The organism is Streptomyces sp. NPDC049887 (assembly GCF_040656535.1).
Lineage (GTDB): Bacteria > Actinomycetota > Actinomycetes > Streptomycetales > Streptomycetaceae > Streptomyces.
On sequence record NZ_JBFAMM010000016.1, the window covers coordinates 121,842 to 136,292 of the forward strand.

Consider the following 14,451-nt stretch of genomic DNA (forward strand, 5'->3'; position numbering starts at 1 on the left):
CATGGCACCGCACATCCCTGATCCGGGAACCCGGACCTCCGGGAAGCCGGGCCCCTCCGCGAGGAGCAACCGGCTGTGGACCTGGCTGATGATCCCCGGCACCCTCTGGATGGCCACCTTCCTCGTCGCCTCGCTCCTGCTGGTCGCCACCCTCGCGCTCGGCACCACGGATCCGCTCGGCAATCCGCGGTTCGGCCTCAACTTCGAGAACTTCGCGGCGCTGGCAGATCCCGCCTACCGCTCCGTGCTGCTCCGCTCCCTCGGCTACGCCCTGCTGACCTGTCTGATCTGCCTGGTCGTGGCCTACCCGGTGGCCTATGTCATCGCCCTGCACGGCGGGCGGTTCAAGAACCTCCTGATCGCCGCCATCGTCGTGCCGTTCTTCGCGAACTACCTGGTCCGGATGTACGGCTGGTCCGTCGTCCTGTCCGACGACGGGCCCCTGCTGGAGGCGCTGCGCGGGATCGGGATCGCGGGCGGCGACACCAAGATCCTCCAGACCGGCGCGGGCGTCGTCGCCGGACTCGTCTACGGCTTCATCGTGTTCATGATCATCCCCCTCTACGCGGCGCTCGAGCGGATGGACACCTCGCTGATCGAAGCCGGACGCGATCTCTACGGCGGACCGCTGCGGACCTTCTTCCACGTCACCCTGCCGGCCACCCGGCAGGGCGCGGCCGCCGGCTGCGTCCTCGTCTTCCTGCCCGCCATGGGCGACTTCGTCAGTGCCCAGCTGATGGGAGGTCCCGACCAGATCATGATCGGCAACCTGATCCAGGACAAGTTCTTCCAGGGCCAGAACTGGCCGCTGGGCTCAGCGCTCACCATGCTGATGATGGCCGTGCTGTTCATCGGGATGCTGGGCTATCTCCGACGGGCCCGCAAGGACGAGACGGAGCACTCGGAGGCAGCCCGATGACACTCCGCCCGGCTCTCAAGCCCAAGCCCCGCCCCGCGGCCGAGACGGTGCGTACGCACGGCCTCCGCAAGCGCGGAGCCCGCCCGGGAACCGGTGGGCGCTCCCGCCCGGCCCCGCGCCGGGGCCGCCGCGGCACCGACCGCAAGCCACGCCTCGCCATCGCCGTGACCGCCGCCTTCTTCGCGCTGCTCTATCTGCCGATCGGCGTCGTCGTCCTCTTCTCCTTCAACTCCCAGAAGTCCCTCACGGTCTTCAAGGACTTCAGCCTGCGGTGGTACGGAGCCTTCCTCCGCGACGACCATCTGCTCGAGTCGCTCGACATGAGCCTGCGGGTCTCGCTGGTGGCCATGGCCGGTTCGCTGGTGCTGGGGGTGACGCTGGCCCTCGGACTGGTGCGCTGCCGAAGCCGGCTCGGTTCCCTCGCCGGGCTGATCATGCTCATCCCCCTGATCACTCCGGAGATCGTCACCGGGGTCGCGGCCATGCTGCTCTTCAAGGGCATGGGCATCACCCTGTCCACCACGACGGTGATGCTCGCCGAGATCACGTTCTCCATCTCCTACGTGACGGTCGTCCTGCGCTCCCGGATCGCCGCACTCAACCCGGAGACCGAGGAAGCGGCGATGGACCTGGGTGCCACCCGCTGGCAGGCCCTGCGCCTGGTCACCCTGCCCGCGCTGCTGCCCAGCATCCTGGCGTCGGGGGTCCTGATCTTCGCCCTGGTCTTCGACGACTTCGTCCTCGCCTACTTCACCACCGGCGTCGACCCGCAGCCGCTGTCCGTGCGGATCTACTCGGCGATCCGCTTCGGGGTCCAGCCCACCATCAACGCGGTGGGCACCCTGATGCTCGTCGGCTCGATCGCCCTCATCGTCCTCGCCCTCTTCATCCCGCGCCTGTTCGGTCGTCGCGGCGGCCTCGATCTGCTTTCCGGGAAGTGACACCGTGACGCCCACCGCATCCTCGAACCCCACCACCACCGCGCCGACCGGGGACCCCGCACCCGCCGTCCGGCTCGACGGGATCAGCAAGAGCTACGGCGACTCCTACGCCGTGCACGAACTCTCCCTGGACATCGCCCCCGGTGAGTTCTTCTCGCTCCTCGGCCCCTCCGGCTGCGGCAAGACCACGACGCTCCGGATGGTCGGCGGCTTCACCGACCCCACCGACGGGACCGTCCTGCTCGGAGGAGAGGACGTCACCGCCCTCCCGCCGAACAAGCGCGACGTCAACACCGTCTTCCAGAGCTACGCCCTGTTCGACCATCTCTCGGTCGCCGACAACGTGGCCTTCGGCCTCAAGCGCAAGGGTGTCGGCCGCGCCGAGACCCGCGAGCGGGTCGGCACCATGCTGGAGCGGGTCCAGCTCGGCGGTCTCGGCGACCGCAAACCCCGCACGCTCTCCGGCGGCCAGCGCCAGCGCGTCGCACTCGCCCGCGCCCTGGTCAACCGCCCGCAGGTGCTGCTCCTCGACGAGCCGCTCGCAGCCCTCGACCTCAAGCTCCGCCGCCGGATGCAGGTCGAGCTCAAGCAGATCCAGCGCGAGGTCGGCATCACCTTCGTCTTCGTCACCCACGACCAGGACGAGGCGCTGACCATGTCCGACCGGGTCGCGGTGATGAACGAGGGACACGTCGAGCAGTGCGGAACCCCCGAGGACGTCTACGAGCGCCCGGCCGGCAGCTTCGTCGCGTCCTTCATGGGCACCTCCAACCTGGTCCCGGGCACCTATCGCGCCGGCGAGATAGTCGTCGACGGCGGGCCCGCGCTGCCCGTCGGCACCCGGGCCGGCATCGCCGACGGCAGCCGCGTCAGCCTCTCCATCCGCCCCGAGAAGATCTGGCTGTCCGACTTCGAACCGGGCATGGCCCTGGCCACCGGCGTCATCCGCGAGACCGTCTACTCGGGCGCCACCACCACGTATTTGATCGAACTCGTTCCCGGCATCACGCTGTCCGTACTGGAGCAGAACACCGCCCGCTCCCGTATGGAGGACCGCTGGACCGGCGGGGAACGCGTCGAGTTCGGCTGGAAGCCCGAGCACTGCCTCGTCCTGGACTGACCCCAGCCGCCCCTGACGCGCCCTCCGGCAGCGGCCGGCGCCCCATCCAGCGAAGGAACCAACGCCCATGAACCACGACGTCATCGTGCTCGGCGCCGGACTCGCCGGCCTCGTCGCCGCACGGGACCTGGCGGCCGGCGGCGCCGACGTGCTCGTCCTGGAGGCCCGGGACCGCGTCGGCGGACGCGTCGAGCAGACCACGCTCCCCGACGGCCGGCTCGTCCAGCTGGGCGGAGAGGTCGTCGGCCGCGCCCACACCGCCTACCGCGAACTCGCCGCGGAGCTCGGACTGACCCTGGTCCCCAGCTATGTCGCCGAACCCGGCCGCATGGCCAGGGCCACCCCGGAGGGCGTCTCCGCGGGAGACCCGCCCCACTGGTTCGGGGCCGGCGACGACGCCTGCCACCGGCGCGTCACCGCCGCCTTCACCGCCCTCGCCGCGGGCGTCGACCCGGACGACCCGTGGTCCCACCCCGAGGCCGGCGCCCTCGACGCGCTGTCGGTCGCCGACTGGCTCCGCTCCGAAGGCGCGGGTCCGGCCGTCGTCCGCCTGTGGGAGATCGGGCAACTGGCTCTCGCGAGCGGCTCGTACGAGCGGACCTCGCTGCTGTCGGCCCTGCGCAAGCACGCCGCCGTCCCCGGCGCCGACGCATGCGAGCACTACGACTACGAGGACTGGGAGGGGCTGCGGATCGCGGAGGGTTCCGCCACCGTCGCCCTCCGCATGGCGCGGGACCTCGGCCCCCGCGTCCGTACCGGCGCACCCGTGGACCAGCTCGCCGTACGGCCCGGCGGCTGCTCCGTACGGCTCGCCGGTGGCGAGACGCTCACCGCCGGCGCCGTCGTCAGCGCCCTCCCCGTGGGCCCGCTGCGCGCGGTCGCCGTCAGCGGCGTGTCCGACGCACGGCTCTCCTCGCTGCACCGGCAGCGCCAGGCCGTCGCCGCCAAGTTCACCGCCGCCTACGACAAACCCTTCTGGCGCGACAGCGACCGCAACGGGCTCTCCGAGTGCGAAGGCGTACTCGGCTCCACCTGGCCGCAGAACGAGGGCGTCCTCTCCGCCCTCGTCCCCCCGGAACGGTACGGAGTGCTCCTCGGCATGCCCGGCGCCCTGCGCACCCGGGAACTGCTCGCCGACATCGCCCGCCTCTACGGCGAGGAGGCCCACGCCCCACTGAGCACCCACACGCGGATGTGGGGCACCGACCCGTGGACCCAGGGATACGTCACCCAGTGGGTCCCCGGTGACGTGATGGCCGTCGGGCCCCGGCACGGCACCCACGAACCACCCTTCTACGTCTGCGGATCCGACCAGTGGGTCGCCGGCTACATGGAAGGCGCGGTGCGCACCGGCCGCGCGGCCGCGAAGGAGGCACTGCGCCGTGGCTGACGCACCCATGACCGTCCTCAACCACATCGGGGGAGCGGACGTTCCCGCCGCGTGCGGTGCCACGACGCAGTTGGTCGACCCCACCAGCGGTCTGGCCCGGGGCACCGCGCCGCTGTCCGGCGCGGCCGACACAGACTCCGCCTGCGCGGCGGCTGCGGCCGCGTACGACCACTGGTCCCTGACCACCCCGGCCGAGCGGCAGCGCGCCCTGCTGCGCATCGCCGACGCCATGGAGGACCACGCGGACGCACTCGTGGCGGCCGAGACCGCGGACACCGGAAAGCCCGCAGCCCTCTTTCGCGCCGACGAACTGCCCGCCGCCGTCGACACCGTGCGCTACTTCGCGGGCGCCGCCCGGAATCTGCCGGGAGCCGCCGCCGGCGAGTACACCGAGGGGCGGACCTCCCTGCTCCGGCGCGAACCGGTCGGCGTCTGCGCCCAGATCACACCATGGAACTACCCACTGATGATGGCCGTGTGGAAGATCGCCCCCGCGATCGCCGCCGGGAACACCACCGTCCTCAAGCCCGCCGACACCACCCCCTCGTCGACTGCCCTGCTCGCCCGGCTCGCCGCCGAGCATCTGCCGCCCGGCGTCGTCAACGTCGTCTGTGGCGACCGCGACACCGGTCGCGCGCTCGTCCAGCAGCCCGCCGTCCGACTGGTCGCCGTCACCGGCAGCGTCCGCGCGGGGCGGGAGATCGCCGCCGCCGCGGCGGCCGACCTCAAACGCGTCCATCTGGAACTCGGCGGCAACGCCCCCGTCATCGTCCACGACGACGCCGACATCGCGACCACGGCCGCCGAGCTCGCCGCCGTCGCCTACTACAACGCGGGCCAGGACTGCACGGCCCCCACCCGCGTTCTGGTGCACACCGACGTCCACGACGCCTTCCTCGCCGCGTTCGCGGCCCGGGCGGAGCAGCAGCGCCCGGCGGCCGACTTCGGCCCCCTCAACAACGCGGCCCAACTCGCCGCGGTCGAAGGGCTGCTGGAGCGCCTGCCGGCCCATGCGGAGATCGTCGCCGGCGGCTCGCGCGCCCTGCGACCCGGCCACTACCACGAGGCGACCGTCGTCGCCGGCGTCCATCAGGACGACGAGATCGTCCAGGAGGAGGTGTTCGGCCCGGTCGTCACGGTGCAGCGCTTCACCGACGAGGCCGAGGCGTTCCGGCTCGCCAACGGTGTACGGCTGGGGCTCGCCGCCGGTGTCTGGACCACGGACCACGACCGGGCCATGCGCGCGACCCGAGCGCTCCACACCGGGATCGTCTGGGTCAACACCCACGGCACCACCGTCTCGGAGATGCCGCACGGCGGCGTCAAGCACTCGGGCTACGGAAGCGATCTGTCCCTGGCCGGTCTGCTCGACTACACGCAGGTCAAGCACGTGATGCTGTGACCATGTGACGGCGCGTGGGCCGGTTGGCCCCGTACGCGGCGCGCCTCGGCCGGACGGCGGGGACGGCCGGGAGGATCGCTTCCGGGGCGGCACGCGACACGGCCGCCCGGAGCCGTCACCCGCACCACGAAGAGGTCCCCGCCATGACCGTGACCGACACCGCGGCCCTCGCCGGCCGGCAGTGACGCGCCCCGAGCACGGCGGTCCCGCCCGCCGCGACGCGCACGACGACGGCCGCTACGGCGAGGAGGTCTTCCCTCCGGGGCAGGCGGGTGAGGACGACCGCATCGACCTGGGCGCCCTCGCGTACGACGAGACGACCCTGGCCCGTCTGACCGCCCTCGGCGCGGGGCCGGACTGGCACTGCCTCGACATCGGAGCCGGTACGGGAAGCGTGGCGCGCGGTCTGCTGCACCGGGCGGGAGTGCGGTCGGTACTCGCCGTGGACCGGGACGTCCGGTTTCTCGCGGCCCGGCCGACACCGGGCCTCACCTCGCTGGAGGCCGACGTCACCGACCCCGCGTTCGACCCCGGCCGGTTCGACCTCGTCCATGCGCGGTTCGTCCTGATGCACCTGCCGGAACACGAGGAGCTCATCACCAGGCTGAGCCGCCTGCTCACCCCAGGCGGCGTCCTCGTCCTCGGCGACGCGATCGACCTCACCACGGCGACGGCGCCCACCGACCCCTACACCCGGGTCATGCGGGCGATGTGGAAGGGGCTGCGGGACACCATCGGCACCGATGTCTCATGGGTGACCGGCTACCCCGAACTGCTGCGCGGTGCGGGTCTCGTGTCCGTGGGTGCCGAGATCCATGTGCCGCCGCTGCTGCCCGGCAGCCCCATCAGCCGCTTCTGGGCGGAGACCTGGGACCGGGCGCGCGACGCGATCCTGGCCACGGGACAGGTGGACGCCGACGCGATCGACGCGGCCAAGGCCCATCTGGACTCTTCCGACTGCGCCGCGCTCTCGGCCGGGATGATCACGGCCTGGGGGTGGAACCCCGAAGGGCCGTCCCCGGCCGGCAGGCGGCCGGGGACGGCAGGGGTTCACCGCGAGCGGTGGACGTCTACCAGTAGATGACGGCGTATCCCGCGCCGCCCTCCTCGCCGTCCTCACCGGGACGGGCGAAGAACTCGTCGTCCTCGCCGCTGCCGCCGTCACCGCCGCTGCCACCGACTGCAGCATGGGCGGGCAGCGCGACGATGCCGTCGGCGACGGTCCCACCCCCGTTGCCGGAAGAGCCGTCCGAACCGGGCCGGTTCACACCGCCGGTGGTGCAGGAACTGTCACCGCCGTCCCCGCCGGCACCGGGCGCACCCGGGTCGGTGTCGTCGGACGTGCCTCCCTCACCGCCCTCACCGCCCTCGGCGGAGAGGATCACGGAGCCGCTCGGGGAGTGGAAGGAGGTGGTGCCGCCGGACGACCCCTCCCGGCCGTCCCGGCCGGGGCCACCGCCCGATCCGTTGTCGCCGGCGGTTCCGATGTCCACCAGGTAGTCCTTGCCCGGCTTGACCGGGACCAGGCACCAGGTGAATCCGCCACCGCCGCCACCGCCGCCGTCACCGCCGTCGGCTTGCGGCGTGCTGCCCCCGCCCCCTCCGCCGGCTCCGCCGCCGCCACCGCCCCAGGCCTGGACGAACACCGAGGTGACGCCCGCCGGAGGGGTGAAGGTGTCGTCTTCGCTGAACTGCTCGATCCCGTGCAGGACTTCGGGGCGCTTCGGCCTGTTCTTGCCGTGGTCCCAGCCGAAGTCCTTGCCGTGGTTCTTCTGGGCCTCACCACGGTCCCCGCCGTGCTCCTCGCGCTTGCCGCTGTGGGCCTCGTCGCGTTTCGCGTCTTCCTCTTCGGCGTCGTCGTCGCGTTTCGCGCTCTGTTCCCTGCCTTGCTTTTCCTGGCGGTTGTGGTCGCGGTCGGCTTCTTCGTCTTCCTCTTCGGCGTCGTCGTCGCGTTTCGCGCTCTGTTCCCTGCCTTGTTCTTCCTGGCGGTTGTCGTCGCGGCCGGCTTCTTCTTCGTCGTCGCGTTCCTCGCCGCGGTTCTCGCCCTGTTCCCTGCCCTGGCCCTCCTCGCGGTCACCGCCCTGCTCCTGACCGCGGTCCCCGTCCTGGTCCTCGGTCCGGTCCTCCTCGCGGTCGGCGGAAGAGGAGGGACGGCCGTCGGCCGACTGGGGCCGGTGGTCGCCGCGGGGTTCCGGGTCGGCTGCGTGAGTGGCGGGGGCCGTCACCAGGAGCTGGCCGGTCACAGCGACCACGCCGGCGATTGAGGCAAGCAGGACCCGAGCGCGTCGCGCCCGGGGCAGTCCCATCCGTATACGAGAGTTCATGTCTTGGCTTCCTTCCCCGCGGTCACGAGGGACTGCGCGGGAGAGCAGGGGAACAGAGCACGGACCGACGGCCCGTACGTCGCCATCCCAGCCTTCGGTACCGGGGCTCGCGCGCCGCTCGCACACCGCAGTGATCCGGTCAGGTGATCGTTCTACCTGACTGGAGTCAGGCCCGGTCGGCGGAGGCAGCCTCGGCTTCCGCAACGGGCGGGATGTGCGCCCACGTCGGGCCCGGAGAGCCCGCGCCTGCGAGGGAGCGGACCGGTGGCGCCGTCCGGCCTCGTGCGCCACTCCCGCGGCCCGCGGTCGGATGCCGTCCCCGCCCCGGCACGGGACAGTGGTCCGGGTGGGCACCCTCAGGGAACTGACGCCGCAGCAGCGCGCCGCCATGATCGCCACCGTCACCGCGAGCGTGCTGCTGTTCTCCAGTCTGACGAGCGTCATCGTCGCCCTGCCCCGGATCCAGCGGGACTTCGCACTGGACGGTTCCACCCTGCACTGGGTCGTCGTCGCCGCCCTGCTCCCGCTCTGCGCCGTCGCTCTCGTCAGCGGGCGGCTCGGCGATGTGCTGGGGCGGCGTCGGGTGTTCCTGCTGGGCATGGTCTGCTTCGGGATCGGCTCGGCGCTGTGCGCGGCCGCGCCCGACGGGCTCGTGCTGGTGGCGGCCCGCGGTGTGCAGGGGCTCGGTGTCGCCCTGGCCGTGCCGCTCGCGCTCGCCAATCTGACCGCCGCGCTGCCGGAGCGGAGGCACGGTTGGGCCATCGGGGTGCAGACGGCCTTCACCAGCTTCTTCGGTGTGGCCGTACCCCTGGGCATCGCGCTCCTCGTGGAGTTCGGCAGTTGGCGCTGGGCGTTCGCCGCCTGCGTTCCGCTGAGCGCGATGGTCGTCGTCACCGCCCGCAGGCACCTCGTGGAGAGCCGGGCGCCCGCCGGGACGTCCATGGACGTCCCTGGCGCGTTGCTCATCGCCGCCGGTCTCACCCTCGTAGTGCTCGCCTGCGAGCGCTCCTCCGACCTGGGCTTCGCCGCGCCGGGCACCCTGCTGCCGCTCGTCACGGGCGCCGCGCTGCTCGCCCTCTTCGTCCCGGTGGAGCTGCGGGCCGCCGAACCGCTGCTGGACCTGCGTCCGCTGCGTGCCCCGGCGGTCTCCGTCCCGATGACCGCCCTGGCCCTGGTGCAGTGCACCTCGCTCGCCGTCGCCGTCTACGTGACGCTCTATCTGCAGCATGTGCTGGATCTCGGCGCACTGCGCACGGGACTGCTCCTCGCGGCGTCCAGTGTCGGCACGGTCGTACTGTCGCCGCTCGTCGGACGGCTCACCGACCGGGGGTACGGTCGTCGGCTCATCCTCACGGGACTGGCGGTGCTCGGCTGCTGCCTGCTGTGGCTGACCTACGGGGTGGCGAACCGCCACGGCACCCTGCTCGTCCCGGCCCTGCTGGTGTTCGGTCTCGCGCCGCCCCTGGTCTACCCGGCGGCGACCGCCCTGATCATGGCATCCGTGCCCGGTTCTGCGCGAGGGGTGGCCGCGAGCCTGTCCGTGCAGAGCCGCCAGATCGGCGCGGCCGTCGGACTGGCCCTGCTGAACGCGTTGTTCACCACGGCCGAGTGGGACGAGCGCAACGATCTGCTGGCCTCGGCCGCCGGTGACGGCGACGACTTCACCCCGCGGGAACAGCGCGCCCTGGACACGGTCCTCTCGCGTGAGGAGGAGCGGCAGGAACTGCTCGCCCGGCTTCCCGGGGCCGCGCACGAGCGGGTCGGGGCGGCGGCCGACAGCGCGTTCGTGACCGCGCTCGAGGTCAGCCTGCTGACGCTGGCAGGCCTGATCCTGGTCAGCGCAGCCCTGCTCGCCCTGGTGGGCGGCCTCGGCCGAAGCGCCGCGCCTCCGGACGGGCCTGCGCCGGCTCGCTCCGCCAGGCGAGCGGGCCCCTCCAGCCGTACCGCAGGGCCAGCAGCCGGAGAACGAAGGTGGCGAGCATGGCGGCGGCGCTGCTGACCGGTCCGAGCAGGCCGAACTGCAGCAGAACGGCCACCGTGCCCGCGCCGAGCACGGAGGGCAGCGCGTACATCTCGCGGTCGCGGCGCAGCAGTGAGGGGACCTCCATGGCGAGCAGGTCCCTCAGCACGCCGCCGCCCACGGCCGTCGCGACCCCGATGGCGGCGGCGTGGAACGGCTCGATGCCCCACACGGCGGCCTTGACCGTGCCGGAGACGCTGAACAGCCCGAGCCCTGCCGCGTCCACAACCTGGACAGCTCCGCCGATGCGGTTGATCGCGGGATGCAGGAAGAACACCAGCGTCCCGGCGATGATCGGGGTGACGAAATAGCCCATGTCCCGGAAGGCCGCGGGCGGGACGTCGCCGATGACGAGGTCCCGGAAGATGCCGCCGCCGAGAGCGGTGATCTCGGCGAGCGCCATGATGCCGAAGACGTCGAACTTCATGCGCACGGCCACCAGCGCACCGGTGACGGCGAAGATGAAGATGCCCGAGAGGTCCGCCACCAGGTGCACCGAGTGATCGAAGATCTCGTAGGTCTGCGCCACTCCCGATCTGTTCCTGGCGCGGCGGACCGTGAGGCTCCGCCATCGGGGCGACCGTGGGGGCCGTCCGTGCGGTCTTCCGCGACGCGGACCGCGCCGACGGCCGCGCGTCCAGGCGTACCGGCCGGGGCGTGCGCGCACCTGCACTTCGGCACGGAGGGCGGCGCCGAGAAGGCGCCGGCCGCACCGGGAGCCCGTCCCGGTCCGGGATCCGTGCAGGAACCGGTCCGGGATCCGTGCAGGAACCGGTCCGTGGTGCCGCAGCGAGCGGCGGTCCGGGCAGCGCCGGCGCGGCACCTCCGGGAGCAGGCCGTGACCGGACGAGCCCGGCAGGCGGCCGAACGGCGGCTTTGGCCCGGTGCCGGTGGCGCCGGGCCGCAGGTCCCGTCCGTCCGTCAGGCTCCGCTCGCGCGGAGCATGCCCTCACGGTCCACGATCTTCACCCGCTCCCGGCCCTGGGGCTCACCCAGCGCGCGCTCGGCCTCGTCCAGCCGGTACCAGCCGTCCCACGTGGTGTACCGGACGTCACGGTCCTCGAGGAAGGCGACGACCGCTTCGGGGTCCGGCGCCGAGGGCGTGTGCAGGCGGTCGTTGGCGTGGTCGTCGAGGAGGCTCGCGACCGTCTCGTTGGCGTCGCCCTTGGTGTGGCCGATGAGACCGACGGGCCCGCGCTTGATCCATCCGGTGACGTACGTCGACTGCAGGTGCTTCCCCGCCTCGACGACGCGGCCCGCCTCGTGCGGCACCGTGCCGCTGCGGAGGTCGAAGGGCAGCTTGGCCACCTCCTCGGAGAGGTAGCCGACCGCGCGGTACACCGCCTGGACGTCCCAGTCGTGGAACTCGCCCGTGCCGGTGACGTTCCCGCTGCCGTCGAGCGCCGTCCGCTCGGTGCGCAGACCCGTCACCCTGCCGTCCTCGCCCACGACCTCGACCGGGGACTCGAAGAAGTGGAGGAACAGCTTGTGCGGCCGGTCGCCGACGTCCCGGATCGCCCAGTTCTCGAGCGTCTTCGCGACCATGTCCGCCTGCTTGTTGGCGCGGCGCGTGGCGATGGAGCCGTCGTCGTAGTCGATGTCCTCGGGGTTGACGATGACCTCGATGCTGGGGGAGTGGTCGAGTTCGCGCAGCTCCATGGGGCTGAACTTCGCCTGCGCGGGGCCGCGGCGCCCGAACACGTGCACCTCGCGGGCCCTGTTCACGGCCAGCCCGTCGTACACGTTCGGCGGGATCTCCGTGGGCAGCAGTTCGTCGGCGGTCTTGGCGAGGATGCGGGCCACGTCGAGCGCGACGTTGCCGACGCCGAGCACCGCCACCTTCTCCGCCTCCAGCGGCCAGGTGCGGGCCACGTCCGGGTGGCCGTCGTACCAGGACACGAAGTCGGCCGCGCCGTAGGAGCCCTCGAGGCCGATGCCGGGTATGTCGAGCGCCCGGTCGGCGTTGGCGCCCGTGGAGAAGACGACCGCGTCGTAGAAGGCGCGGAGGTCGTCGAGGCCGATGTCACCCGGGTAGTCGACGTTGCCGAACACCCGGATCTGCGGCTTGTCGAGCACTTGGTGGAGGGCGGTGATGATGCCCTTGATCCGCGGGTGGTCGGGTGCCACGCCGTACCTGATCAGCCCGAACGGGGCCGGCAGCCGCTCGAAGAGGTCGATGGACACACCGGGGTCGGCGGCGGCCTCGGACTTCAGCAGGGCGTCGGCGGCGTAGATCCCCGCGGGTCCGGCTCCGACGACAGCTACCCGCAGGGGGCGAGGCATGACGGTTTCCCTTCGAACGGCAACGACGGTCTCGCCGGTCACTCTCTCACCCGGATGACCTGGTCAGGTAAGGGGGCCCTAATTTATGACCTCATAAGCGGGCCTTATGGGGCCTCAAAGCGCAGGCTGATGAGTGCGTGTCGTTCCAGGCCGGGCCCGGCTGCCCCGCGGTCCGGGTGCCGGTGCTCAGGCGACCAGGGGACGGTCCCACGGTGCGATCGGCGCCGGCAGCACCGTGGAGCCGGTGAGATAGCGGTCCGCCGCGGCTGCGGCCGCCCGTCCCTCCGCGATGGCCCAGACCACCAGTGACTGCCCGCGTCCCGCGTCGCCGGCCACGAAGACCCCCTCCGTACACGGCTTCCCGCCCTCCTGCCCCGCCCGACCCGACGAGGCGTCCGCACCGGTCGGGGAGTCCCGTCCACCGGCGGTGTCACGGCCCGGCGGAGATGCCGGCAGGGCGCCGAAGTCACCGCCCCGGGCGAAGTTGCCCCGACCGTCCACGGTCAGTCCCAGCTGCGCCATCAGGCCCGAGCCCTGTTCGGGCCCGGAGAAGCCCAAAGCGATCAGCACCAGCTCCGCCGGCAGTACCCGTTCGGTCCCCGGCAGCGGGCTCCTCGCCGCCGGCTCCACCTCCGTCAGGCACAGCCTGCGCACATGCCCCGCCGTATCGCCTTCGAAGTGAAGTGTCGCCGAGGAGAACAGCCGGGGGTCGATCCCCTCGCGGCCGCGCGCCTCCGCATGGGCATGGGATATCCGGTACACCTTCGGGTGGGTCACGGGCCACGGCTGCGCCTGCGGCCTGACCTCCCCGGGCTCCGGGTTGATGTCCAACTGAACCGCGGAGAGCGCGCCCTGGCGCAGGACGGTGCCGAGGCAGTCGGAGCCGGTGTCCCCGCCCCCGACGATCACGGCGTGCTTGCCCTCGGCGGTCACCGGGGGCGCGGCGTAGTCGCCCTCCTGGACGCGGTTCGCGTACGTCAGGTAGTCCATGGCCTGGTGGATGCCGAACAGCTCCCTGCCCGGCACGGGCAGCTCGCGCCGTTCCGTGGCGCCCACCGCGACGATCAGCGCGTCATAACGCCGTCTGAGCTCGGCGGCATCCAGCTCACCGCCGACGTCCACACCCGTCCGGAACTTGGTCCCCTCCTCACGCATCTGCTCGATGCGGCGGTCCAGGTGGCTCTTCTCCATCTTGAACTCGGGAATGCCGTAGCGGAGCAGCCCGCCCAGCCGGTCGTCGCGCTCGTAGACGACGACGGTGTGGCCCGTGCGGGTCAGCTGCTGCGCCGCCGCCAGTCCCGCCGGTCCGGACCCGACGACGGCGACGGTCCTGCCGCTCAGCCGCTGGGGCGGCTGCGGCGGCGCGTACCCGCGCTCCCACGCCTCGTCGGCGATGGTCTGCTCGACGTTCTTGATCGTCACCGGATCGGTGTTGATCGCCAGGACGCATGCGTCCTCGCACGGCGCCGGACACAGCCTCCCGGTGAACTCGGGGAAGTTGTTCGTCGCGTGCAGCCGTTCCGCCGCGGCCTGCCAGTCGCCGCGCGAGGCGTACGCGTTCCACTCCGGGATGAGATTGCCCAGCGGGCAGCCGCTGTGGCAGAACGGGATGCCGCAGTCCATGCAGCGCAGGGCCTGCTCGGACACGAGTGGGAGCAGCGCCTGCCCCGCGTAGACCTCCCGCCAGTCGTCCAGGCGCTCCTCCACGGGGCGCGGCGGGACGGGCCGCCGGGGAATCCTGAGGAAGCCGCGTGGGTCGGTCATGCGCCGCCTCCGTCGTCCACTCACCGCACTGCGACGTTCCGACCAGCCTACGCCTGGTTCATCCCCTCTTGTCACGGTTCGAGGAGCGCCCGGTGCCGTGCGACCGAGCCCCACCGTGTCCGCGCGTACCGCAGCTCCACGCCGCACCGTCCGAGCACCGGCGGCGCCGCCGTGGCCCTGGACATGACCCGCCGGTAGCGCCGCGAGGCGGAAACCGCCCCCGGGGTTCCCGTCACACGGCGTGCCGTCCTTCACAGTGCCGCCAGGCAACGCCGGGGCCGCGCCCAG

General features: G+C 72.3%; 10 protein-coding genes and 1 pseudogene. 7 read left to right on the forward strand and 4 right to left on the reverse strand.

Features of this window, described 5'->3' with window-relative positions; genetic code table 11:
* Window position 1 precedes the first annotated feature (1 nt).
* The 6 genes from AB0J10_RS20685 to AB0J10_RS20710 all read left to right on the forward strand — a co-directional run bounded on the left by AB0J10_RS20685 (window position 2) and on the right by AB0J10_RS20710 (window position 6,856).
* Complete coding sequence (locus AB0J10_RS20685; protein WP_363063597.1) at window positions 2-919, forward strand: ABC transporter permease; 918 nt, start codon at window positions 2-4, stop codon at window positions 917-919.
* Window positions 916-1,860: an ABC transporter permease gene (locus AB0J10_RS20690; protein ID WP_363063599.1), complete on the forward strand. Its 945-nt coding sequence runs from the start codon at window positions 916-918 to the stop codon at window positions 1,858-1,860. Before AB0J10_RS20685 ends, AB0J10_RS20690 begins: the two co-directional genes overlap by 4 nt.
* Window positions 1,861-1,864: 4 nt before the next feature.
* Window positions 1,865-2,980 (forward strand): ABC transporter ATP-binding protein, encoded by a 1,116-nt coding sequence (locus AB0J10_RS20695; RefSeq protein ID WP_363063601.1) that lies wholly within the window; start codon window positions 1,865-1,867, stop codon window positions 2,978-2,980.
* 67 nt (window positions 2,981-3,047) lie between these two features.
* Window positions 3,048-4,370 carry an FAD-dependent oxidoreductase gene (locus AB0J10_RS20700; protein ID WP_363063603.1) on the forward strand — a complete coding sequence of 441 codons (1,323 nt, stop codon included), beginning with the start codon at window positions 3,048-3,050 and terminating at the stop codon, window positions 4,368-4,370.
* A gap of 7 nt (window positions 4,371-4,377) precedes the next feature.
* Entirely contained in the window at window positions 4,378-5,772 is a 1,395-nt protein-coding gene (locus tag AB0J10_RS20705; RefSeq protein WP_363063661.1) for an aldehyde dehydrogenase family protein, read from the forward strand.
* Between the two features lie 181 nt (window positions 5,773-5,953).
* The gene (locus tag AB0J10_RS20710) at window positions 5,954-6,856 is read left to right on the forward strand and encodes a methyltransferase domain-containing protein (RefSeq protein ID WP_363063605.1); all 903 of its coding nucleotides are present in this window, start codon (window positions 5,954-5,956) and stop codon (window positions 6,854-6,856) included.
* On the opposite strand, the gene AB0J10_RS20715 is transcribed toward AB0J10_RS20710, so the two are convergent.
* Window positions 6,843-8,024 (reverse strand): hypothetical protein, encoded by a 1,182-nt coding sequence (locus tag AB0J10_RS20715; protein WP_363063607.1) that lies wholly within the window; start codon window positions 8,022-8,024, stop codon window positions 6,843-6,845. The genes AB0J10_RS20710 and AB0J10_RS20715 overlap by 14 nt on opposite strands.
* 460 nt (window positions 8,025-8,484) lie before the next feature.
* On the opposite strand from AB0J10_RS20715, the pseudogene AB0J10_RS20720 reads away from it, so the two are divergent.
* A pseudogene (locus tag AB0J10_RS20720) lies at window positions 8,485-9,657 on the forward strand (MFS transporter); the annotation flags it as partial.
* 274 nt (window positions 9,658-9,931) lie between these two features.
* On the opposite strand, the gene AB0J10_RS20725 reads toward AB0J10_RS20720, so the two are convergent.
* From AB0J10_RS20725 to AB0J10_RS20735, 3 genes are all read right to left on the reverse strand, one after another.
* Window positions 9,932-10,645, reverse strand: a complete 714-nt coding sequence (locus AB0J10_RS20725) for a trimeric intracellular cation channel family protein (protein ID WP_363063609.1) — start codon at window positions 10,643-10,645, stop codon at window positions 9,932-9,934.
* A 392-nt stretch (window positions 10,646-11,037) separates the two neighbouring features.
* A complete protein-coding gene (locus AB0J10_RS20730; protein ID WP_363063611.1) occupies window positions 11,038-12,399 on the reverse strand; it encodes an FAD-dependent oxidoreductase in 1,362 nt (453 codons plus the stop codon).
* Between the two features lie 186 nt (window positions 12,400-12,585).
* Window positions 12,586-14,163 carry a glutamate synthase subunit beta gene (locus AB0J10_RS20735; RefSeq protein WP_363063613.1) on the reverse strand — a complete coding sequence of 526 codons (1,578 nt, stop codon included), beginning with the start codon at window positions 14,161-14,163 and terminating at the stop codon, window positions 12,586-12,588.
* Window positions 14,164-14,451 lie beyond the last annotated feature (288 nt).